Genomic DNA, 23038 nt, shown 5'->3' with positions numbered 1-23038 from the left:
AATGTAAGTTAATACCAACCCTATAATTTTGAAAAATTCTAATTTCTCCCCCAAAGACACGCTTGTTATTGGTTTAATGCTATTTGCTGTTTTTTTTGGCGCTGGCAACCTGATTTTTCCTTTATCGCTTGGCCAGGCTTCCGGCACCAATCTGTTTGAGGCCATTACCGGATTTCTGCTTACCGGCGTAGGGCTGCCCTTGTTGGGCGTTGTTGCGATTGGTGTATCAAAAAACGAAGATATTCAGGCTATTTCATCCAGGGTGCATCCGGCTTTTGGGTTGATATTCCCGATCATCATTTACTTAACTATAGGCCCTCTGTTTGCAGTGCCACGTACCGGTACAGTTTCTTATGAAATAGGCATCACGCCTTTCCTGTCAGAAGGATTGCGTAACTCGCCATGGGGCATGATTTTATATTCGGTTATATTCTTCGCCATTACCTATTGGCTGGCTCTGAACCCGGGCAAAGTAGTGGACCGTATCGGAAAAATACTGACGCCTGTGCTGCTGTTTATTTTGCTGGGTTTACTGGCAGTTACAGTAACAAATCCGTTGGGCAATATACAAACGCCGCTGGCATCTTACGAGGCAGCTCCTTTCTTTAAAGGTTTCCAGGAAGGCTATTTAACCATGGATACCATCTGCGCGGTTGTGTTTGGTTTGATCATTATCGAATCGATCAGGGCAAAAGGTGTTGAAAATACAGGCACTATTGCCAAGATATGTACCTATGCCGGGTTGATTGCTGCTGCTGGTCTGGCTATAGTTTATGTGGGCCTATCTTATGCCGGTGCTACAAGCGTGGATGCGCTGGGTTACCTGGACAATGGCGGTAAGATTCTGACAGGTGTTACGCAAATGCAGTTTGGCATTTATGGCAATGTGGTGTTAGGTTTTGCTGTGCTGTTTGCCTGCTTGACTACAAGTATCGGGTTGGTAGTTGCCTGTTCTGCTTACTTTAACAGAATCCGCCCTTCTATCTCTTATAAATCGTATGTGTTGATCTTAACTATAGTTAGCGCACTGATCTCAAATGTCGGGCTTACCCAGATCATCTCATTCTCGGTACCGGTTTTGGTAGCCATCTACCCTATCGTGATCGTGCTGATCGGACTTACTTTGCTAGGCGCGGTGTTTGGAAAACGTAACAGCGTTTATACCTGGTCGGTGCTGTTTACAGCTATCGTTAGTTTAGTAGAAGGCATCAGCGCTGGCGGAATAGAAACATCTATCAGCAACTTCTTTGCAGACTATCTTCCGCTTTATAGCCTGGGCCTGGGCTGGCTTCTTCCGGCTATAGTTGGTGGCTTTATTGGGTACTTGGTCTCATTGCGTAGCACTACTGTTGCAGTAGCAAATGAGTAGGAAACTATAGCTCAAAATTTACAAGGCAGTAAAACGGCGGTACAGAAGCTGTTTTACTGCCTTCTTTATTTTTACGACCTCAATCTATCGTAACAGAGGCGGTTTAAACTACCTTTTCAGTAACTTTGATTTTTAAACAGCGCATACATACAACGCTGTACAATTAAAGCCTACCCTATGGAAGCCACCAGATTAAATAAATTTATAAGCGATTCCGGTATCTGCTCGCGCCGCGAGGCCGACAAACTGATTGAGCAAGGCCGTGTAACCGTAAATGGGAAGCAGCCAGAGGTTGGGGCTAAAGTTACCGCTAGGGATAAAGTGCGTGTTGATGGCAATTTAATTGAAGCAGACACCATAGAGCCAGTTTACCTGCTGCTCAACAAACCGCCCGGCATCGAAACCACTACCGACCGTTCGCAGCGCGACAACATCATCAGCTTTGTAAACTATCCAGAGCGTATTTTCCCGGTAGGTCGCCTCGATAAGGATTCTGAAGGACTTATTATCCTGACCAACAACGGCGACATCGTAAACAAGATTCTGCGGGCTGGTAACAACCACGAGAAAGAATACATAGTTACGGTTGATAAACCTATTAACCAGAGTTTTGTAGAGCGCATGAGCAATGGCGTTTCGATTCTCGGTGTGAACACCCGAAAGTGCTTTGTAGAGCAGCTGGGACCAAACAAGTTCCGGATTATCCTGACACAAGGTATGAACCGCCAGATACGCCGCATGACCGAAACGCTGGGCTACGAGGTACAAACCTTACAGCGCATTCGTATCATGCACCTGTCTATCAATAAGATCCCGCTGGGCCAGTGGCGCGAAATGACAGAAACCGAAATCGCTGAAATGATGCGGTTAGTAGAAAGCTCTGCTAAAACAGAAACGGGTGCTACTGCCAAAAAAGCAGCAGGCTCGCGGGAAGGCAGTGCGCCAGTTAAAAGCAACAAGCCCAAACCGCGCGGTGGTACATCGTTCAGCGGAAAACCGTCACGCCCGGGCAGTACTCCAAAAAGTGGTGGCAAACCGGCCAGCAGCAAGCGTGACATACCCAAGTCATCATCAAGCAACAGGGGTTCGCGTGGCGCTTCAAAAGGCAACACAGGCGGCAGGTCCGGCGGCAGAAGTGGCGGCAGTAAACGCAGGTAATACATTTCACTGGCGTGGGTTTGCAACCCGTAGCTTTTACCTCACCCCAGCCCTCTCCTTTTATCGAGGGGCCCTACCCCAAAACAAGAGAGGGAGCCTTTCTGCTATTGCTATAGTTTGAGCTATGGTTCTATAGTTGCGAGATAACCCACCCCTACCCCTCCCAAGAGGGGAATTTCTGCTATAGCTATAGTTGAGCTTTCGTTCTATAGTTACAGACTACGAGCAGGCAGGCGCAGCCTGGCCCTAGGAATTACCACCCCAGAAAGGCCATGCAACTATAGCTACTCCAACAAACTATAGGTTAGCTATCGAAAGATCTCAGTCTTTGGGTTGAGCGCCTCGAGAGGTTCCGGTGCCGTCAGGCATGGCGACGAAGGAGCCAAGGAAGCGAAAGCCGCGCGATGCCCGAAGACGGGGCCCCGCGGCCGTGAGCGCACCAAAGCAACTATAAAACGGTAGGTGAGTAAAGCTCCCAGGATGAAAAGCAACTATAGCACAAACTGCTTGTGGCAAATGCCAGCTATAGTTAGCTATAGGACACGTAAGATCCTTCGACTTCGCTCAGGATGACAAAGAAGAAGAACTATTATAGACTCAACAAGTTTGCTTGGAATAACAAACGATATTACTGATAAACCTCTCTTGCCAAAACATGCAAACTTGATAATTCATAGTTCAAAGAAAGGTAAACCCATCCTTTTCTTGTAATTTTGCAACCTGCTAAAACTGGCGTAGGCTTAAACTAGTACCAATACCATACGCCACCTACATTATGGAACCTAAAAGATTAAATAAATTCATCAGCGATAGTGGTTTTTGCTCCCGCCGCGAAGCCGACAGACTGATAGAAGAAGAGCGTGTAACGGTTAATGGTAAATTGCCTGCACCTGGTGTGCTGGTTACGGCTAAAGATAAAGTTCGTATTGATGACCAGATACTGCGTGTACGTGAAGAGTTGCCTGCTTTCCTGGTAGTGAACAAGCCAGTGGGTATGTCGGCCAAGTCGGACCCTGCCATACGCGACAATGTGGTGCGTGCGATTAACTACCCTGCCTCGCTGGAGCCTGCCGGTTACATGGAGCGCGATCACGAAGGGCTTGTAATCCTGAGCAACGACACAGAACTGGTGCGCAAAATTACCCGCCTCGACAACCGCTTTGAGAAAGAATACATTGTAACCGTAGACAAGATCATCTCGCCGGAGTTTATAGCCAAGCTGATTGGCGGCGGCGAAGACGAGAAAGGTGAAAAACTACAGAAGACCTTTATCTCGAAAGAAGCCTCTACCCGATTCAGGATTGTACTTACTCCTGGCACCAACCATAACCTGAAAATGCTGTGCGAGAACCTGGGCTATAAGGTAGTACACCTGCAGCGCATCCGCATCGAGAACATTACGCTGGCAAAACTGGCAAGCGGGCACTGGCGCACGCTAAACGGCACCGAGGTCCAACATCTGCGTAACATAGTCGATAGCAAAGTTGCAAGAACAGAAAGCAGCAGAGAACGCGGCTCCAACTATAGTTCTGACCGTGCCGGCAAGAAAGATGGTGCAAAACAAAGCACTGGTATTAAAGTAGCCAAAGTTGGCAGTACGCCACGCATCGGCAAGAGCAAACCAAAAGAAAGCGGACCTAAAAAAGGTGGTGCATCCAGCGCCAAAGGTACCCGCGGCAGCAGCCGGACAACCAAACCAACTGGCAACAGAAGCAGTGCTGCAACACGCAAAAGCACATCAGGTCCGAAACGAGGCAGATAATAAAAAAGGTGTGGTTTAAGCCACACCTTTTTAGTTTAAGAGTTTTGGAGTTAGAGGGTTTAAGAGTTAGGAAGTTATAAGGTCTGAATTTTATAACATGCTATATGAACTATAGTTGATCAAGAAAATGAATTCATAATTCATAATTCTATTCCCACACTCCCATTTTGCCTTGTTGGTAATCCCGGAACGCCTGGTGGATTTCCTCTTCGGTGTTCATCACAAATGGCCCGTGTGATACTACCGGCTCGTTAAATGGCTGTGCATGTCCGAGCAGGATATAGCTGTCTTCCAAGGCTTCAACCGTCAGTTCTTCTCCTTCGTTGGCAAACTCAACCAGGTTTAGCTTTTCTGCTCTTTCGCCGTTTACGTTTACAAAACCGCGCACCACATAAAAGAAAATATTGCGGTCAGCAGCTATAGTTGTCGTAAAACGGCCACCGGCTTTGAGTTCTATGCTTGCCATGTGTATATCGCTGACAGAGGGAATTGGCCCCTTGGTTTCGCGCCAGTTTCCTGAAATCACATTCACTTTTACTTTGCCATTATTCTCTTCCACAGATGGTATGGCATCTTGCTGCAAACCGATATAGTTTGGCTTTGCCATTTTATGTTTGGCGGGCAGGTTAAACCATAGTTGCAGAATCTCCAGCGGGCCTCCTTCTTTCTTAAATTTATCTGATGACACTTCGGCATGGATCAGGCCTGAGCCGGCGGTCATCCATTGTACACCACCAGCCTCAATCACATCTTTTCCTCCGCCTGTATCCTGGTGCATAATGTCGCCATCCAGTATAAAAGTTAAGGTTTCGAAACCACGGTGCGGGTGCGGCCCGAAAGGCAGTCCATAGTTGTTTGGCTTGTAAACCTGCGGTCCATGGTGATTCAGGAACAGGAACGGATCTATGTAGTCAACAGAATTTGTAGGCAGCGCCCGATAGGTAACCAGGTCACCCATCGGGGCATGCACTGCTTTATGCTTTTTCTTGATTTTTCTTGTCATGTAGCGATAGCTGATGCTCTTTGTAAGGACATAAAACTACACATTTTGTTTAGATGGGCGCTTACAATGCTATCATTCTGTAAAAACCAGCCTGTCGCCCAGTTGCATTATAAATCTATAGTTTGAGCATTTAATTTCAAGCATTGCTCTTTTGTTTCTGCAGCAGCTTTAACAGGGCCTCGGCAGCGGGCTCCGAAGAAGCAGGGTTCTGGCCTGTAATCAGTAATCCATCGGTAACAACGTGTGGTTGCCAGTCACCAACTTTGCTATAGTTTCCTCCCAGTTCTTTCAGTCTGTCTTCTACCAGAAAAGGCACTACATTGGTAAGCTGCACGGCCTCCTCTTCGGTATTAGTAAAGCCTGCTACTTTCTTGCCTTGTACCAGTGGCCTGCCATCTTCAGATCTGGCCTGGGCCAACACGGCAGGACCATGACAAACAGCTGCGACAGGCTTTTTAGCATTGTAAAACGCTTCAATCAGCCTGATGGAATCCTGGTCATTTGCCAGATCCCAAAGCGGTCCATGGCCACCGGGATAAAACACGGCATCGTAATCCTGGGCTTTAATCTCGCTCAGTTTTTTGGTTTTGGAGAGTTTATGCTGCAGGTCTTCGTCTTCGTAAAAACGTTTGGTTGCCTCGGTTTGTGCATCGGGCTCTGTACTTTTTGGGTCGATGGGTGGTTGTCCGCCTTTCGGGGATGCCAGGTCAATTTCAACGCCTTCGTCGGCAAGCGTATAGTATGGTGCGGCGAACTCTTCAATCCAGAATCCGGTCTTCTTGCCTGTATCGCCAAGTTTATCGTGTGAGGTTAAAACAAATAATACTTTCATAGCTTAAGGTTTTATAGTTTCGCCCCGAAGAAGTTGGCCTCCATCACCTCCCTGAAGTCGGCCATAGTTGCTTCTTCTACGGAGCCGAGCAGGCCAAAACCCGCATTGTTTACCAGCACATCTATCCGGCCCAGGTGTTTTATGGCCGCATCTATAGTTGCCTTTACGCCATCGGCATTGGTCACATCCATTAGGTAAGCAAACGTGCTGCCTGGCCTGATGGCGTTAAACTCTTCGAGCTGCCGGTGCTGCCGCACAGTGCCAATCACTTTGTCGCCGCGTTTGGCTGCCTGCTCGGCCAGCGCACGCCCAAAACCACCGGACACACCCGTTATAAACCATACTTTTTCGCTCATAGCATCTGCCTTTTAACTGCATCCAAAGTAAACCTATACGTAACCACGGCCTTTGCGTGTACAACTATAGTTTACCACAGCACTACCCTTCTGGAGTACATCCCATCTTTGGTTGTGAGCTGCAGTATGTATAAGCCCTTGGCCATTTCGCCGAGTTTCAGGGTTTCTGTAAAGGCTCCTGCTTTACCGGTATAGTCCTGTTTCAGAATCACGCGGCCACGGGCATCTACAAGGCGAATACTTACATCGGTGCGCTGCGGCAGGTCAACTTCTAGGTACAGGTTGTCTTTCGCCGGGTTCGGGAACATGACAAATTTGTGTGGTGGCTCTTCGTCTTCCACGCCGGTTACACATTCTTCCACAACTATAGTTTGTGTGGCTGATACTGAACAGTTGCCGCCCTCAGCGTAAGTATAGGTAATGGTGTGTGTGCCGGGGCCAGCTGTTGCCGGGTTAAAGATGCCATTCTCAACGCCCGGACCACTGTAGGTACCGCCCGTTGGCTGGCCATTGGTCAGGGTAAGTGCTTCGTCCTGGGTACAGACTTTACTGAACGTACCCAACGTTACCACTGGCACCGGATTAACTGTAACTCTGACGGCTTCGCTTGTGTTGCTGCAACCACCCGCTGAAACAACTCTTCTGAACCAGGCAGAGGCACTCAGGTTACCCGGGCTATAGTTCTTCGAAGTGGCACCCTGTATGTTTGTATAGTTGCCGCCGCTGGCACTTTGTTGCCACTGGTAAGTGTAGGTTCCGCTTCCGCCTGAAGGCACAGTGCCGCGCAGTTCAGCGGCTGCCGCTCCTGCACACATGGTCTGGTTGCCGGATGCAATGGTGTTGTTGCTGATGTTGCTGGTAACGTTAACAGCTAGCGGTGTGGCCGTAGCCGCGCAGTTTCCGTTGCTGATGATTACACTATAGTTTCCGTTGGTGGTGGCGTTGTAAGTCGCTGCCGTAGCTCCCGCTATAGTTGCGCCGTTACGCTGCCACTGGTAGCTATAGTTTGCGCCGGTAGTTGCCGACAAGGTTACAGAGCCGCCTTCGCAGAAGCTGGTAGCGCCACTGGCAGTTATAGTTGCGGAAGGTGCCTGGTTAACGGTAACAGTAACCTGATCTGTAGCTATACAGCCGTTAGCACTTATAACGGTTACCGTGTAAGTTGTAGTCTGGGTTGGGGATGCCGTTGGATTGGATACATTGGCAGCCGATAAGCCTGTAGCCGGCGACCAGGTGTACGTTGTTCCTCCAGTCGCCTGCAGCTGCACACTGCCTCCCGCACAAATGGATTTATCTTCTCCGGCCGATGCGGATACGCCTGCAGCCATAGTTACCCTCACGGCAGTAGATGTAGCCGAACAGCCTCCTGCATTGCGCACCACTATGGCATAATCGCCGGCGGAATTGACTGTATAGGTATTGCCCGTTGCATTGCTGATGGCGCTGCCATTGCGCAGCCACTGGTAACTATAGCCTGTGCCCGCATTGGCTGTGAGCGTAACCGAACCGCCGGTGCAAAGCGAGGTGCTGCCACCAGTCGTGATGCTGGCTGTCGGAATAGCCGAAACATTTACAGCTATAGTTGACGGATCGGAGCTACCGCACCCGTTTTGTGCTCTTACTGAAATGCTGCCACTTGTATTACCTGCCGTCACGGTTATAGTTCCTGTCCCTTGTCCGCTGGTTATAGTAAAGCCGTTTGGTACCGTCCAGGTATAGTTGGTAGCGCCGCTTACGGCTGGTATACTATAGGTTAGGTTAGTTGCACCTGCACAAACCGCAGCATCCCCCGAAATGCTGCCCGCCGAACTTGCCACGCCAGGCGTTACAGTTATGACTTTGGTTGCGCTTACAGTACAGCTGTTCTGGTTTACAGTGTAAGTTAAGGTATGTGATCCTACTCCCGCTGTTGTCGGGTTAAACAAACCGTTGGCGCTCACACCAGGCCCCGACCAGGTACCTCCTGCCGGGCTAAAGCCGGTTAAAGTTAAGGCCGTAGCATTTACACAAACACTCTGGTCCTGACCGGCAATTACAGTTGGTGGCGTAGTTACCGTTACTTTGGTTACTGCTGAACTAGTCGTACATCCGCTACTATTTGTAACGCGAACAGAAAAGTCTCCTGCTGCCGCTGTTGTAAAGGTTCTTGCAGTAGCGTTGTTGATCGGGTTGCCATCCTTCAGCCATTGATAACTATAGCCAGAGCCGGCATTGGCAGTTAATGTAACGGAACCACCATCGCAGAAAGTAGTAGCGCCGCTAGCTGTTATCGTTGCCGTTGGTGCAGCGTTAATGGTTACAGTTACCTGGTCGGTTGCGGTACAGCCGCTTCCATTGCTTACTGTTACCGTGTAGGTGGTGGTTTGTGCTGGCGATGCCATCGGGGTTGCCACATTAGTTGCTGATAAGCCAGTAGCCGGAGACCAGGAATACGTTGTTCCGCCTGATGCCTGCAACTGCACACTGCCTCCTGCACAGATCGTCTGATCTTCCCCGGCAGATGCCGTTACGCCAGTTGTTACATTTACTGCTACACTTGCTGAGGTAGCACTACAGTTGCCAGCATTAACCACTACACTATAGTTGCCGGCCGTTGTAGCAGTGTAGTTAACTGCTGTTGCGCCATTAATAGCACTGCCGTTGCGTAGCCACTGGTAACTATAGCCAGTACCAGTATCGGCAGTTAAAACCACCGAGCCACCGGTACAGAAAGTAGTAGCGCCACCAGCTGTAATTTTAGCTGTTGGAGTTGGGTTAACGGTTACCACCACCTGGTCTGTAGCAGTGCAGCCATCAGCATTGGTTACTGTAACCGTGTAAGTTGTAGTCTGCGCTGGAGATGCTACTGGATTAGCCACATTTGTAGCAGAGAGCCCTGTCGCCGGTGCCCAACTATAGGTCGTACCACCCGAAGCTTGCAGCTGTACATTTCCACCTGCGCAAATCTGTTTGTCTGTGCCGGCACTGGCTGTAAAGCCGGAACAGTCTGCGAATTTCATGGCCACCAGGTTTACCGGAGTATAAAAGTCTGGCATGTTACTGATGGCTCCTGTAACATAGAAGCTCTTGTCGTTTAGGTAGCTCACCCCTGCAATACCATCCCGCCTGGTATGGTGTTCCATCACCTGTCGCCAGGTTTCCACACCGTCTTTATTAAAAGTAGCCACGATCAATTTTGGATATTCTGTGAAAGACTCGGGCGCAGAGAAAGGCACGATTCTGAGATAAGAATAACTACCCGCAATGGCTATACTTCCATCTGATTTAACTGAGAATCCTTCTGCTGCCGGCGAGAAATACCTGACCATGTTATCAGCTTCGTATACATTAAAGGTGTGGTACCAAATATGATCTGCATTCGGCGTAATACGCGTCATAAAGTGGTCCCAGGTGGTGCGGTATTTCAGCAGGCGGCCTAATACAATAATGTCTTCGTTAGCAGCAAATACGGCATCCAAGAGCGTAGCTTCTTCGGTTTTTCCTAACCCTTTCTTATAGATCAGCGTCCCGTTTACAGTGGCTTTATAGAGGAAAAGCTGTCTTGCTTCATTATTCCCCCGTACCATATCTACAAAAGCATAAATTTCACCAGCCTTTGAGATAAGAAGTTTTCTGGGAGTTTCGTAATATGATGGGAACCGTGGCGTATTGTAGAATTGCTGCATTTCTTCAGCGCCCGTGGTAGAATTAAATTTAAACAGGATAATACTCTCATTGCCAGGAACCAGATTAGTTGCGGAAGTAAGCACATACACCCCTCCCTTATCGTCAACCTCAATTACCTGCCCGACATCTAACCCCGTTACTTTACTTGTCCAGAGCACTGCCCCTGCAGGTGATAATTTTTGAGCACCCAACACAGCCGTACCGCCATTATCCACTCTGCCGGTCACGTAGATATTACCTTCCGCATCCATCGTCATCGCAGAAACACTTTCCACGCCGCCTTGTGAGCTATCAAATGTTTTGGTCCAGATCAGATTTCCGGTTGGTCCATACTTTACGAGCACGTTTCCCCATAGCACATAGCTGTTATCTGCCTTATCCAGCCATAAGCCGGCATTCGTGGGCGTATTTCCTAGTACCTCATACTTATTTACCCACAGCTGCCTGCCGGTAGCATCGTACTTATAGAGGGTTAAGCCAGAACCGAGAATGATCAGGTTACCTGCCCCATCCACTTCCTGTTCTACAAATGAGTTGCCTGAACCAGAACTATGTTTAAACGGCGGTGTTTCCCAGACCTTGGTAAGCTGCGCACTTGCCGGAGCAGCAGCCAGAAAGAACATAAAAAAAGCCGGCAACACACAGTACAGGAAACTATAGTTGCAGGGTATTGGCTTAGCTTTAGTTGATTTTGGTAAGAAGTACTTACAGGGTAAAAGTTGTTTCATAGCAATGATTAAGAGGGTTAAAAGATAATGGTGCTATCGTATCTGCCGGGCAAAACAGAGACATACAACCGGAAATGGCTGTAACGGTAGAGGAAGATTATTGCCCTATATAGTACTTCATTTTATATATTTTGTTATAAACTGATTCCAATTCATCATAAGTAGGTATTTAAGCGCATGTTGTTGGCTTAAAGTAGCTTGCCGCCTGACATTTTATAGTTCAGTAATGCTTAAATTTGCAGTTCCACACCAGGTAAAGTCTATAATTTGAGCCAGCCCATCCGTAAGATCATCCACATCGATATGGACGCTTTTTTTGCGTCGGTGGAGCAGCGTGACAACCCGGAGCTGCGCGGTAAGCCTGTAGCGGTAGGTGGCTCCAGGGCGCGTGGTGTGGTAGCGGCAGCCAGCTACGAAGCCCGCAAATATGGTGTACATTCTGCTCTGTCGTCCAAGATTGCGGCACAGCGGTGCCCGCACCTTATTTTTGTAAAAGCCCGCTTTGATGTATACAGTGCTGTTTCCAGGCAAATCAGGGAGATATTCTATAGTTATACCGACCTGGTGGAGCCTCTTTCTCTAGACGAAGCATACCTAGATGTGACCGAAAACAAGATCGGGATGCCATCTGCCACTATCATCGCCAACCAGATCAGACAGCGTATTTTTGAAGAAACTGGCCTAACTGCTTCGGCAGGTGTTTCTTTCAGTAAGTTTCTGGCCAAGATTGCGTCGGACATGAACAAACCAAACGGGTACACGCTCATTACCCCTGACAAGGCCGAAGAAGTGGTGGCAGCACTTGAGATCGGCAAGTTTTATGGCATTGGCAAAGTAACTGCCACCAAAATGCAGAGCATGGGCATACTGACCGGGGCCGACCTGCGCGAGCGCTCCGAAGAAGAACTTGTACGCCACTTCGGAAAGGTGGGCCGCTATTATTACCGCATTGCCCGGGCCCAGGACGACCGTGAGGTGCAACCCCATCGCATCCGCAAATCTATAGGTTCTGAGCGCACCTTCGAAACTGACCTGGCCGAAGAAGAAGCTATGCTGGTGCAGCTGGAATACCTGGCAAAAGAAGTAGCCCATGACATGGAGCGCCTGAAAGCAACCGCCCGCACCATTACCCTGAAAATAAAATATTTCGATTTTACCCTGAACACCCGCAGCAAAACCTTTGTAAGTGAAATCAGCTCTGCCGATGCCATTTTCACAGTCGCCCGCGACCTGCTGCGCACCCCACAACTCCCACAATACCCGGTACGCCTGCTCGGCATTTCTGCCAGCTCCCTCCTCTACCAGCACGACCGCCTTCAGGAAGGCTACCAGTTTACACTGGAGTTTTGAGTTGATTTGTCTGAACCGCGGATTAAGTGGGATTTGATGGATTGAAGCTGTTCGCTAATGTTGAGTCTACAGTTTTATAGTTGCCTTGGTCCAACCACCTCTTTATCCCCTTGTCTGAGGCGGAGAATTTCTTTAGCTACTGCTATAGTTAGAGTTAGAGCTATAGTTTTATAGTTAGCATTTTAACCCACCCCTACCCCTCCCAAGAGGGGAATTCTGCTGTTGCGATCATTCTAGGTTATAGTTCTATAGTTGCTGGTCATCCCCCTACCCCCTTCAAAGGGGGACTTTCTGCCTTCGCCAAAGTTTTATAACTCTATAGTTAAAGACCACGAGCAGGCAGGCGCAGCCTGACCCTAAGGAACTACAACCACAAGGAACTACAACCACGAAAAGGCGATGCAACTATAGCCATTCATTAAACTATAGCATAAACTATCGAGCGATTTCAGTCTTTGGGTTGAGCGCCTTTGACTTATTGTGGTGCCGCAGGCAACACGAGCACAGCGAGGGTAGCAAAAAGGCAGCAGCGCGATACCCAAAGACGGGGCCTCGCGGCCGTGAGCGCACCAAAGCAACTATAACACTATAGGCTAATAGAGCTCCCAGGATAAGAGGTAACTATAGAAGAAACGGCTTGATTCCAGCAGCAGGCAAAGGCAACTATAGGACAAATAAGATCCTTCACAGCTGCGCTGGCTCTTTTCGACTCTCGTCTCAAGAATGCTCAGGATGACAATACTAACTAAGCACTATAGTAAACTATAACTATAGCATCAACCATACTTCACCTCATCAAACTTCATCAATTTAAACCCAAATCAAACTATAAAAATCCAGCGCTATTAAACCATTGCGCCAGACATTAGTCTTAACAAGAGCCACAGGTACTATTGCCCTTCTTTTAGAAATTCCTATCTTTAAGAAAACAGAGCTCCTGAGCTACTAACCTATTCTAACCAACCTAATTACAACACATGAGTAAAAATCTACGATTTGCTCCGGTGGTGGCTTTATTGTTAGCGGGTGCAACTATAGCGCCGCCAGCCTTCGCCCAAAAGAGCAAAAAGAAAAAGAACGCCAAACAGGAGGTAGTTGCCCCACAGGCACAGGCTCCTAAAAGGGACGACAACCAGCCTAAACCTTACAACCAGGTAATCACCGACAAAGCTGTTTCTGATGATGGTCTGTTTAAAGTACATCGTATTGATGAGAAGTACTTTTACGAGATACCAGACTCACTTTTAGGCCGCGACATGCTGATGGTAAGCCGTATTGCCAAAACTGCAACCAACATTGGTTACGGCGGTGAGGAACTTAACCGTCAGGTACTACGCTGGGAGAAAAAAGGCAATCGTATTTTACTGCGCGTAGTTTCTTACGAAAACGTAGCAGCCGATTCGCTGGAAATTTACCACTCGGTACAAAACTCCAACCTGGCTCCTGTTATTCAGGCTTTCGACATTAAGGCATTTAACAATGGGGCATCTGTAGTTGAAGTAACTGATTTCTTCTCGAAAGATGTGCCTGCTCTTGGCCTGACGCAGCGTAGCAGAGACCAGTACAAAGTAAGACGCCTTGATGACAAGCGTTCCCTTATAGAGAGCATCCGCAGCTACCCGACCAACGTCGAGGCCCGCTCGCTTATGACCTACGAAGCGACAAGCGCGCCATCAAAAGCAAACACAGGAACAATTTCCCTGGAGCTGAACCACTCTATGCTGTTGCTTCCTAAGGTTCCGATGCCGGCACGTGTTTTTGATCAACGTGTAGGTTACTTCACTATTTCGCAGACAGACTATGGTACAGACGAGCAACGTGCTGCCAAGCGCCGCTACATTGTACGCTGGAAACTGGAGCCTAAAGATAAGGAAGCTTATGCCCGCGGCGAACTGGTAGAGCCGGTAAAACCTATAGTTTATTACATTGACCCTGCCACCCCTATGAAGTGGCGCAAATACCTGAAGCAAGGTGTGGAAGACTGGCAGAAAGCATTTGAAGCCGCCGGTTTCAAAAATGCCATCATTGCCAAAGATCCGCCTAGCTTTGAGGAAGATCCGGAGTTCAGCACAGAAGATGCGCGTTATTCTGTTATCCGCTACTTCTCTTCAGAAACGCAGAACGCTTACGGTCCAAACGTACACGACCCACGTTCAGGCGAGATCCTGGAAAGCCACATTGGCTGGTACCATAACGTAATGAGCCTGCTGCGCAACTGGTACTTTATCCAGACAGCTGCTGTTAACCCGGATGCCCGCAGCGTACAGTTCTCTGATGAGGTAATGGGTGAGCTGATCCGTTTCGTATCGGCACACGAAGTTGGCCATACCCTTGGTTTACCGCACAACATGGGTTCGAGCGCTGCTTACCCGGTAGAAAAACTGCGTGACCCGGAGTTTACCAAGAAAATGGGTACAGCTCCGTCTATCATGGACTACGCTCGTTTTAACTACATAGCCCAGCCTGAAGATAAAGGAGTGTCTTTGATGCCGGCCATCGGTGTGTACGACAAGTATTCTGTTAAGTGGGGTTATACTTACTTCCCTGAGAAGAATGGCTACGACAACAAAGAAAAGCTGAACGCCTGGATTAAAGAGAAGGAAAATGATCCGATGTACCGCTTTGGTCGTCAGCAGTTTGGCACAATTGACCCGTCTTCGCAGACAGAAGACCTGGGCGACGATGCCATGCTGGCCAGCACTTATGGTATTGCCAACCTGAAGCGCGTGATGCCGAACCTGATTAAGTGGACGGCTGAAGACAACAAGAACTACGACGACCTGCAGGAAATGTACTTACAGGTGCTGGGCCAGTGGAACCGCTACATGGGCCACGTGACAGCTAACGTAGGTGGTGTTTACGAAAACTATAAGACCTACGACCAGGCAGGTAACGTGTACGAGCCAGTTGCCAAAGAAAAGCAGCAGCGTGCCATGAAGTTCTTAAACGACCAGGGTCTGGCTACTCCTACCTGGATGCTGAACGACGACATCCTGCGTAAGATCGAATCGGCGGGTGCTGTTGAGCGTGTGCGTACAGCACAGGTTGGCATCGTGAACAGCCTGCTTGACCCAGGTAGAATGGCCCGTCTGATTGAAGCACAGGCATCGCTTGGCAACAAGACTTATACGCTTACAGATATGATGTCTGACCTGCGCAAAGGTGTTTGGTCTGAGATCGCAACTGGTAAATCGATTGATACATACCGCAGAAACCTGCAGCGAGGCTACCTTGAGCGCATGGAATACCTGATGAAAGATGAGGAGCAAAGTGCAGCATCTGCAGCAGGCCGTTTCAGAATGGGTACGCAGGTAAATGTGGGGCAGTCTGATATTCGTCCGGTTGTACGTGGCGAGTTGAATACACTGCGTAACCAGATTAAAGCGTCGATTGCCAAAACCAACGACACGCTGACGAAATATCACCTGCAGGACGCATTAGTCCGCATTGATAACATCCTGAATCCAAAAGGATGATTCGTTAAATAGATAGAAAGATTAGTTTTAAAGCACCGGTTCTCATGAGCCGGTGCTTTTTGTTTGAACTATAGTTTTCTGCTTAATAAAGAAACTATAGTTTATCAGATTTCATAAAAAAACAGAATACAAACAGCTAATATATTTAGCATTTCTAATTATATTAGCAAAATGAAAGCTGATGATTTTCTGAAAGGGCGCGGCGCACAGTTTAACCCTGCCAACAAATACCTGAAACAGGAGTATGTAACAGAGCATGTAGAAGGCCTGGATGAGCAAATGCTGTCCGACCTGAAGACTGACTTTATACAGGCGCATCCTAAAACTATAGTTAATAAAATCCAGAGTCCGGATCTGGGCAATGGTTACTCGCTGAACCCGTATCAGGGTTGTGAACATGGCTGTGTGTATTGTTATGCCCGCAATTCGCACCAATACTGGGGCTACGGTGCCGGCCTGGACTTTGAACGCAAGATCATCGTAAAAGAGAATGCACCGGAACTGCTGGTGCAGCAACTCGAAAGCAGAAACTGGCAGGTCATGCCCATTATGCTTTCCGGCAACACGGACTGCTACCAACCCATTGAAGCAAAAAAGAAACTTACCAGACGCCTGCTCGAAATTCTGCTGAGATACAAACACCCGGTCAGCATCATCACCAAAAATGCCCTCATCCTCCGGGATCTGGATTTGCTTACAGAACTTAACGAACTGGCCCTGGTTCACGTGAACATCAGCATCACCACGCTGGACGAAAAACTGCGTCAGAAACTGGAACCACGAACTGCAACCGGAGCCAGGCGCCTGGAAGTAGTGAGGCAGTTAAACGCAGCCGGCTTACCCGTAAATGTAATGGTAGCCCCTATTATACCCGGCCTGAACGATTCTGAAATTCCTCAGATTATTAAGAAAGCTGCTGAAGCCGGTGCACAAAATGCGGCTTATACGATCGTTCGGTTAAACGGCGAAATCGGCCCGATTTTCGAAGACTGGATAACACAAGCCTTCCCTGACAGGGCACAAAAAGTACTTAACCAGATTGCGCAGTGCCATGGCGGCCAGCTAAACGACAGTCGGTTTGGCACACGCATGAGCGGAGAAGGTGTTTTTGCCGAAACTATAGCCAAGCTTTTCCGGGTGAGTAAGCAGAAATACATGGCCGGGAGAAGTATTAAACCATACAATTACAGCCACTTCTGCACCAGCAAAGGTAAGCAACTCGGGCTGTTTTAAGCTAGTGGGCCGGTGATTAATGGGGATTTTATGGATTTTGGGATTGGGTTGTATGAAATAATTTGTTGTCATGATTCTATAGTTGATGTTTGTCCAACCACCCCTGCCCCTCCTTAGCTAAGGAGGGGAGCTTTTCTGCTTTTATTAGTTAAGGTTATAGTTTTATAGTTGCCGTCTTTACACCCCTGTAGTCCCCTCGAGGGGACAATTGCTGCTGTAGCTATAGTTTGAGACATTGTACTTTAGTTACTGTTAGTCATCCCCCTACCCCCTTCAAAGGGGGACTTACTGCCTACTGCTATAGTCACGGTTATAGTTCTATGGTTTGTTTTAACCCACCCCTGCCTCTCCGGAGAGGGGAATTCTACTGTTGCAATAGTGTGAGCTATAGTTCTATAGGTACAGATCACGAACAGGCAGGCGCAGCCTGTCCCTAAGGAACTACCACCACGGAAAAACCTATGCAACTATAGCCACCTAACAAACTATAGATTAGCTATCGAAGGATCACAGTCTTTGGGTTGAGCGCCTCGAGAGGTTCCGGTGCCGTCAGGCAACACGAGCGCAGCGAGGGTAGCAAGAAGGCAGCAGCGCGATGCCCAAAGACGGGGCCCCGCGGCCGTGAGCGCACCAAAGCAACTATAGCACTGTAGGTGAGTAAAGCTCCTAGGATGAAAAGCAACTATAGTACGAGCTGCTTGTGTAGAGTAGTAGCTATGGTTAGCTATAGAACAAATAAGTTGTCTCGACTACGCTCGACATGACAAAGAGGCAACTATAGTTTGTACTAGACTTCTCCCGATGCTCGAAATGACAAATGATAAACTATAAGCTTATACTTTTGAGGTAACCTATACCCCAAAACTGCGACTCCGAAAACAGCCAGCTCTAAAATTAAGCACATACTTCAATCAGTATAGTACAATAACTAACTCTACTTACAACTACGCTTTATCTGCTTCTCTATACACAGGGGCTAATTAATTTTCGCGTTAGAGGATACTTAACTCTCCGGTTCGGTGCCGGATAATCAAATAAAAGATGTAACTTTGCAGCCCATACAGTTAAACCTAACTTATGGCTACTAAATATATTTTTGTTACCGGTGGTGTAACATCCTCCCTTGGTAAAGGCATCATTTCCGCTTCACTCGCTAAGTTGCTGCAGGCAAGAGGGTTCTCTGTAACCATCCAGAAATTTGATCCCTACATTAATATAGATCCGGGCACCCTGAACCCTTATGAGCATGGCGAATGCTATGTAACAGAAGACGGCGCCGAAACCGACCTGGACCTGGGCCACTACGAACGCTTCCTGAACGTGGCTACCTCTCAGGCTAACAATGTAACTACAGGCCGCATTTATTATAACGTGATTATGCAGGAGCGCGAAGGCGCATACCTGGGCAAAACAGTACAGGTAATTCCGCATATCACCGACGAAATTAAGCGCCGCATGCTGTTGCTGGGCCAGACCGGCGAATATGATATCGTAATTACCGAGATCGGTGGCTGTGTTGGCGATATTGAGTCGTTGCCGTTTATTGAGGCGGTTCGCCAACTGCGCTGGGAACTGGGCGTGAACGAAACCTGCGTGATACACCTGACGCTGGTACCTTACCTGAAAGCTGCCGGCGAGCTTAAGACAAAACCAACCCAGCACTCTGTTCGCGACCTTTCCGAAGCCGGTGTGCAGCCTGATATTCTGGTTTGCCGCTCCGAGCACCATGTTCCCATGGACCTGCGAAAGAAAATCGCCCTTTTCTGTAACGTAAAGCAGAACTCTGTAATTGAGTCTTTGGATGCGGAAACGATCTACGATGTGCCGTTGATGATGCGCAAAGAGAAACTGGATGAGCGTGTGATCAGCAAACTGAAGCTGCCGCACCGCGCCGATCCGGAACTGGATCGCTGGAAAGAATTCCTGGGTCGCCTGAAAAACCCTACATCTGAAGTAAATATTGGCCTGGTAGGCAAGTACGTAGAGCTGCACGATGCTTACAAATCTATAGTTGAGGCCTTTGTACATGCTGGCGCTGCCAACGAGTGCAAGGTAAACCTGAAGTGGTTCCAGTCGGAGAACCTGAGCGATGAGAACGTGGCGGCAACACTGGCAGGCCTGGATGGCATACTGGTAGCACCTGGCTTTGGCGAGCGTGGTTTTAAAGGCAAGATGGAAGCCATCCGTTATGCCCGCGAAAACAACATCCCATTCTTTGGCATTTGCCTGGGAATGCAATGCGCTGCCGTAGAGTTTGCCCGTAACGTGCTGGGGCTGGAAGGTGCCAACTCAACAGAAATGGATGCCGATACGCCACACCCGATCATCGACCTGATGGAAGGGCAGAAAGAAATTACGCAAAAAGGCGGTACAATGCGTTTAGGCGCTTACGCCTGTGAACTTAAAAAAGGCTCAAAAGCTTATTCTATTTACGGGAAGTCTAAAATTTCGGAACGTCACCGTCACCGCTACGAATTTAATAATACGTATATTGCCGCTTTTGAGGAAGCTGGTATGCTGGCAACCGGTATAAACCCCGAAACAGGGCTTGTAGAGATCATTGAGTTACAGAACCATCCGTGGTTTGTGGCTGCTCAGTATCACCCGGAACTTAAGAGCACGGTGCTTAACCCGCACCCGCTTTTCACTAAATTTGTGAAGGCAGCTATGAACTATACACGAAACAAATAACACCAATAACAATTTACACTTTATTAAATGGATAGAAATCAAGCTATTGGCTTCGGACTGATTGCCATCCTGCTGCTGGCTTACTCGTTCTTTTTTGCAGGAACGGGTGAGCAGACCCCTACCAGGCAGGCAACAGAGCAGGTAGCCAATGTACAACAGACACCTACACCTGCTGATGCAGCCAACGACTCGCTTGCTCAGGTACAGCGTGCCGCCACCCTTGGTTCGTTTGCCAATGCTGCAACCGGAACGGCCAGCAACAGCACCCTGGAGAACCAGAACATCCGTGTTACGATCAACTCTAAAGGCGGGCAGGTAGAAGAGGTATTACTGAAGAACTATAAAACCCACCAGGGCGAACCACTTATTCTTTTCGATAAGGAAAGCAATAAAACAGATATAGCCTTTACCACCAACGATGGTAAAACTATAAAACTGTCGGATCTGTATTTCACTGCTTCTGATATCATAAAAGGTACAGATAAAGATGTAAGCACACAGGTAATTACGTTCCGTGCCGAGGTTGGCAATGGCCAGTACATTGAACAGGAATATACACTGTACGACGAATCGTTTCAGGTAGGATATGCGCTTAACTTCCATGGTTTACAGAACCAGGTTAACAGCCAGAATCTGATCTTTACCTGGACCGACCATATTAAGCAGCTGGAGCGCGATTTAAAGCAGAACCGTGCCAAAACAACTATAAACTTTGCTACTGTTGAAGATGGTTATGACCACCTGTCTGTTTCGGAAAGCAAAGAGCAGATGGAGCTGAACGAACCGGTTAAATGGATCTCGAACAAGCAGAACTTCTTTACTGCTGGTATTATTGCCGAAGATAGTTTTGCCGGCGCCAAATTAGAGTCGTCTGTAGATCCTGCTGATACAACTATAGTTAAAACGCTGGTATCGCAGGCGCTTATTCCTGCAAAAGATGTACTAAACGGAAGAGCTGAATTTTCTTACTACTTCGGCCCGAACGACTATAAGATTCTGAAGCACATTGGCGATGATTTTGAAAAGAACGTAGACCTGGGCTGGGGCATTTTCTCGTGGGTAAACAAGTGGCTCATCATCCCGGCTTTCGACTTCCTGGAGAACTACATCGGCAACTATGGTATCATCATCATCCTGCTGGTGCTTTACATCAAAACCATCCTGTTGCCGCTTACTTACAAGTCGTACCTGAGCATGGCGAAAATGAAGGTGCTGAAGCCTGAGATTGATACCATTAAAGAACGCAACGACGGCGACATGCAGAAAACGCAGATGGAGACCATGAAGCTCTACAACGAAATGGGGGTGAACCCTTTGAGCGGCTGTATCCCGATGCTACTGCAGTTGCCTATCCTGTTTGCGATGTTCAACTTCTTCCCGAACTCGATTGAGCTGCGTCAGGAGCCATTCCTGTGGGCAAACGACCTTTCTACGTACGATGTATTTGCAAAACTGCCATTCACAATTCCGTTCTATGGCGACCACGTAAGTATGTTTACCTTGCTGATGACGGCTTCTACTATTCTTTATACCTGGTCTAACAACCAGATGAACGCGCAGATGCAGGGTGCCATGAAGTTCTATAGTTACCTGATGCCGGTTATCTTCATGTTTGTACTGAACTCGTTCCCGGCTGGTCTTAGCTTCTACTACTTTGTTTCCAACATGGTAACATTCGGTCAGCAGGCCATTATCCGCCGTTTTGTTGACGAAGGTAAAGTGCGAGCCAAACTGGAAGAGAACAAAGAGAAGCGCAAAGAGAAAAAGAAAACAGGCGGCCCATCATTTACAGAGCGTATGCAGGAAGCTATGCGTGTTGCCGCTGAAAAAGAACAGCAGAAAAAGAACAAAGGCGCTAAAAAATAAGCAGCATAAAATTCTGAAATTATACATAAAAGCCCGCCTGCACTTGCAGACGGGCTTTTTGTTTGACTATACTTGCAGCAGTATCGTATGTAGGACTACAAATAATAAAACTATGTACCAGAACCTGAAATACCCGCTCCTGCTGTTACTGGCAACAGCAACTATAGCCTGCAATTCCGGCTCCGACGAAGATAAAGGTATAGCCAGCACCCATCCTAAACTGGAGAAACAGCTCAGCAGAGATTCTGTCAACGCATTGATGCGCAACGGAGAACATGCCGAACTATACGATCATTACCGCATTACAACCGACGAATACATGAACAGCGGCAACTATAACGTGCCCACCATGTTCCGGGGCAAGCTGGCGCCTATAGATGAACGAAGCCACCGCAATGCCCGGGATTATGTTATTGCCTTACGCGAGGGCATGAAACAGGGCATTAACTTTGCCGGCAAGTATACTGTGGTTACGGTAGGCTGTGGTACAACCTGCCAGCGCCATTTTATAGTTGACCGCGAGTCCGGAAAGGTAGTTGATATGGTGCAGAGCAGCACAGGCGCCAAGTTCAGCGAGAACAGCCGTATTTTTATAGTTAACCCTCCCGACTCTACTTTAAACTATAACGAGTGCCGATACTGTACCCCGGAGGTTTACGAACTGGCAGATGGCAAGCTCAAAAAAGTGGAAGACAAGTAGCGCCAGGAAACAGGGTCCTCCAGAGCAGACCAGTAAATTAAGTGGCCTGCTTCGGATTATCTGGAAGGTGTAACTATAGTTGAGGAATCAGAAACTGGTTGTAATGCGCAGCAAGACATTTAACATAATAAAAGCACTCACAACTATAGTTATAGCTGTAGCGGGTGTCAGCTTGCTGGCCTGTAAAAGTACAGCAGCTGTTACAACACCTGCCCCTGTTACCGAAGAGCCCCTCCTGCTTTACCGAAAGTCGCCGTGCTATGGCCCCTGCCCTACCTACGAAGCCCTGATCTACAGCAATGGCACTGTGCAGTTTATTCCCATTAAGTATACACCTGTTACCGACACTATAACTTTTACACTATCCGCTATGGAACTGTCGAAATTAAAAAAGTCCTTAGCTGAACTGAACTATAAGAACCTCCAGAACTACTATAAAACCGAATGGACTGACATGCCTGCCACACACTTATACTTTTACGAAGCCGGCAAAGAGGTAAAACACATCAAACACCAGGAAGGTGGCCCCGAAAGCCTGATTCGGTTTATTGAGGAAGTTCACGAAATGCTGTGGAAGTATGTGGAGGCTGCTAAGGAGAAATAAGCACACACCTTATAGCTGACAGAAATTATTATATATTTTTCTCTATATTGTTACTAAAGCAAACTGATTTGCTACTACAGCTATAGTGCAGATAAGCGTATGTTGTGGTTTATATAATAGTTAATCCGTCATAGGGATTATTTTCAAATTTAAAAATGGCGAAGCTTTCAGGCTTTACTGGCAGGAAGGGATCACAGGCTCATGAAAAGGAAAGTACCTGTAAAAGAGCCAAAGGCATAAATGG

Annotated in this window: 15 protein-coding genes; 11 read left to right on the top strand and 4 right to left on the bottom strand. The window is 48.0% G+C overall.

Going from position 1 to position 23038, the window contains the following annotated elements; translation table 11 throughout:
• The first annotated feature begins 28 nt into the window (after positions 1 to 28).
• The 4 genes from brnQ (at position 29) to GXP69_RS07465 (ending at position 4289) form a co-directional block, all read left to right on the top strand.
• Positions 29 to 1369, top strand: a complete 1341-nt coding sequence (gene brnQ, locus GXP69_RS07475; RefSeq protein WP_163914017.1) for a branched-chain amino acid transport system II carrier protein — start codon at positions 29 to 31, stop codon at positions 1367 to 1369.
• 177 nt (positions 1370 to 1546) lie between these two features.
• Positions 1547 to 2527 carry a 23S rRNA pseudouridine(2604) synthase RluF gene (rluF, locus tag GXP69_RS07470; RefSeq protein WP_163914015.1) on the top strand — a complete coding sequence of 327 codons (981 nt, stop codon included), beginning with the start codon at positions 1547 to 1549 and terminating at the stop codon, positions 2525 to 2527.
• Between the two features lie 333 nt (positions 2528 to 2860).
• Positions 2861 to 2989: a hypothetical protein gene (locus GXP69_RS19170; protein ID WP_262887418.1), complete on the top strand. Its 129-nt coding sequence runs from the start codon at positions 2861 to 2863 to the stop codon at positions 2987 to 2989.
• Positions 2990 to 3302: 313 nt separating this feature from the next.
• Positions 3303 to 4289 (top strand): pseudouridine synthase, encoded by a 987-nt coding sequence (locus GXP69_RS07465; protein WP_163914013.1) that lies wholly within the window; start codon positions 3303 to 3305, stop codon positions 4287 to 4289.
• Between the two features lie 148 nt (positions 4290 to 4437).
• Here GXP69_RS07465 and GXP69_RS07460 read toward each other — a convergent pair whose 3' ends face one another.
• From GXP69_RS07460 to GXP69_RS07445, 4 genes are all read right to left on the bottom strand, one after another.
• Positions 4438 to 5292, bottom strand: a complete 855-nt coding sequence (locus GXP69_RS07460; protein ID WP_235925606.1) for a pirin family protein — start codon at positions 5290 to 5292, stop codon at positions 4438 to 4440.
• 136 nt (positions 5293 to 5428) lie between these two features.
• Complete coding sequence (locus GXP69_RS07455; RefSeq protein WP_163914011.1) at positions 5429 to 6124, bottom strand: type 1 glutamine amidotransferase domain-containing protein; 696 nt, start codon at positions 6122 to 6124, stop codon at positions 5429 to 5431.
• Positions 6125 to 6135: 11 nt separating this feature from the next.
• Complete coding sequence (locus tag GXP69_RS07450) at positions 6136 to 6480, bottom strand: SDR family NAD(P)-dependent oxidoreductase (RefSeq protein WP_163914009.1); 345 nt, start codon at positions 6478 to 6480, stop codon at positions 6136 to 6138.
• 71 nt (positions 6481 to 6551) lie between these two features.
• A complete protein-coding gene (locus GXP69_RS07445; RefSeq protein ID WP_163914007.1) occupies positions 6552 to 10874 on the bottom strand; it encodes an Ig-like domain-containing protein in 4323 nt (1440 codons plus the stop codon).
• Between the two features lie 303 nt (positions 10875 to 11177).
• On the opposite strand from GXP69_RS07445, the gene dinB reads away from it, so the two are divergent.
• The 7 genes from dinB (at position 11178) to GXP69_RS07410 (ending at position 22794) form a co-directional block, all read left to right on the top strand.
• Positions 11178 to 12224, top strand: coding sequence for a DNA polymerase IV (gene dinB / locus GXP69_RS07440; RefSeq protein ID WP_204281971.1), 1047 nt, complete (start codon positions 11178 to 11180; stop codon positions 12222 to 12224).
• A gap of 977 nt (positions 12225 to 13201) precedes the next feature.
• Positions 13202 to 15700, top strand: a complete 2499-nt coding sequence (locus GXP69_RS07435; protein WP_163914005.1) for a zinc-dependent metalloprotease — start codon at positions 13202 to 13204, stop codon at positions 15698 to 15700.
• Positions 15701 to 15871: 171 nt separating this feature from the next.
• On the top strand, positions 15872 to 16933 hold the full coding sequence (locus tag GXP69_RS07430) for a PA0069 family radical SAM protein (protein ID WP_163914003.1): 1062 nt from the start codon (positions 15872 to 15874) through the stop codon (positions 16931 to 16933).
• Between the two features lie 1077 nt (positions 16934 to 18010).
• On the top strand, positions 18011 to 19624 hold the full coding sequence (locus GXP69_RS07425) for a CTP synthase (RefSeq protein ID WP_163914000.1): 1614 nt from the start codon (positions 18011 to 18013) through the stop codon (positions 19622 to 19624).
• Between the two features lie 27 nt (positions 19625 to 19651).
• Complete coding sequence (gene yidC / locus GXP69_RS07420) at positions 19652 to 21490, top strand: membrane protein insertase YidC (protein WP_163913998.1); 1839 nt, start codon at positions 19652 to 19654, stop codon at positions 21488 to 21490.
• Between the two features lie 112 nt (positions 21491 to 21602).
• The gene (locus GXP69_RS07415) at positions 21603 to 22190 is read left to right on the top strand and encodes a hypothetical protein (protein WP_163913996.1); all 588 of its coding nucleotides are present in this window, start codon (positions 21603 to 21605) and stop codon (positions 22188 to 22190) included.
• Between the two features lie 103 nt (positions 22191 to 22293).
• A complete protein-coding gene (locus GXP69_RS07410) occupies positions 22294 to 22794 on the top strand; it encodes a DUF6438 domain-containing protein (RefSeq protein ID WP_163913994.1) in 501 nt (166 codons plus the stop codon).
• The last annotated feature ends 244 nt before the right edge of the window (positions 22795 to 23038 follow it).

Source organism: Pontibacter burrus, from assembly GCF_010686685.1.
Classification (GTDB): Bacteria; Bacteroidota; Bacteroidia; order Cytophagales; family Hymenobacteraceae; genus Pontibacter; species Pontibacter burrus.
This window is presented reverse-complemented; position numbering and strand designations above follow the sequence as displayed.

Coding starts and splice junctions, on each gene's coding strand:
- GXP69_RS07430 (WP_163914003.1), top strand. CDS start 15,872: ATGAAAGCTGATGATTTTCTGAAAGGGCGCGGCGCACAGTTTAACCCT.
- GXP69_RS07455 (WP_163914011.1), bottom strand. CDS start 6,124: ATGAAAGTATTATTTGTTTTAACCTCACACGATAAACTTGGCGATACA.
- GXP69_RS07445 (WP_163914007.1), bottom strand. CDS start 10,874: ATGAAACAACTTTTACCCTGTAAGTACTTCTTACCAAAATCAACTAAA.
- GXP69_RS07460 (WP_235925606.1), bottom strand. CDS start 5,292: ATGACAAGAAAAATCAAGAAAAAGCATAAAGCAGTGCATGCCCCGATG.
- GXP69_RS07410 (WP_163913994.1), top strand. CDS start 22,294: ATGCGCAGCAAGACATTTAACATAATAAAAGCACTCACAACTATAGTT.
- GXP69_RS07450 (WP_163914009.1), bottom strand. CDS start 6,480: ATGAGCGAAAAAGTATGGTTTATAACGGGTGTGTCCGGTGGTTTTGGG.
- rluF (WP_163914015.1), top strand. CDS start 1,547: ATGGAAGCCACCAGATTAAATAAATTTATAAGCGATTCCGGTATCTGC.
- dinB (WP_204281971.1), top strand. CDS start 11,178: ATGGACGCTTTTTTTGCGTCGGTGGAGCAGCGTGACAACCCGGAGCTG.
- yidC (WP_163913998.1), top strand. CDS start 19,652: ATGGATAGAAATCAAGCTATTGGCTTCGGACTGATTGCCATCCTGCTG.
- GXP69_RS07425 (WP_163914000.1), top strand. CDS start 18,011: ATGGCTACTAAATATATTTTTGTTACCGGTGGTGTAACATCCTCCCTT.
- GXP69_RS07465 (WP_163914013.1), top strand. CDS start 3,303: ATGGAACCTAAAAGATTAAATAAATTCATCAGCGATAGTGGTTTTTGC.
- GXP69_RS07435 (WP_163914005.1), top strand. CDS start 13,202: ATGAGTAAAAATCTACGATTTGCTCCGGTGGTGGCTTTATTGTTAGCG.
- GXP69_RS07415 (WP_163913996.1), top strand. CDS start 21,603: ATGTACCAGAACCTGAAATACCCGCTCCTGCTGTTACTGGCAACAGCA.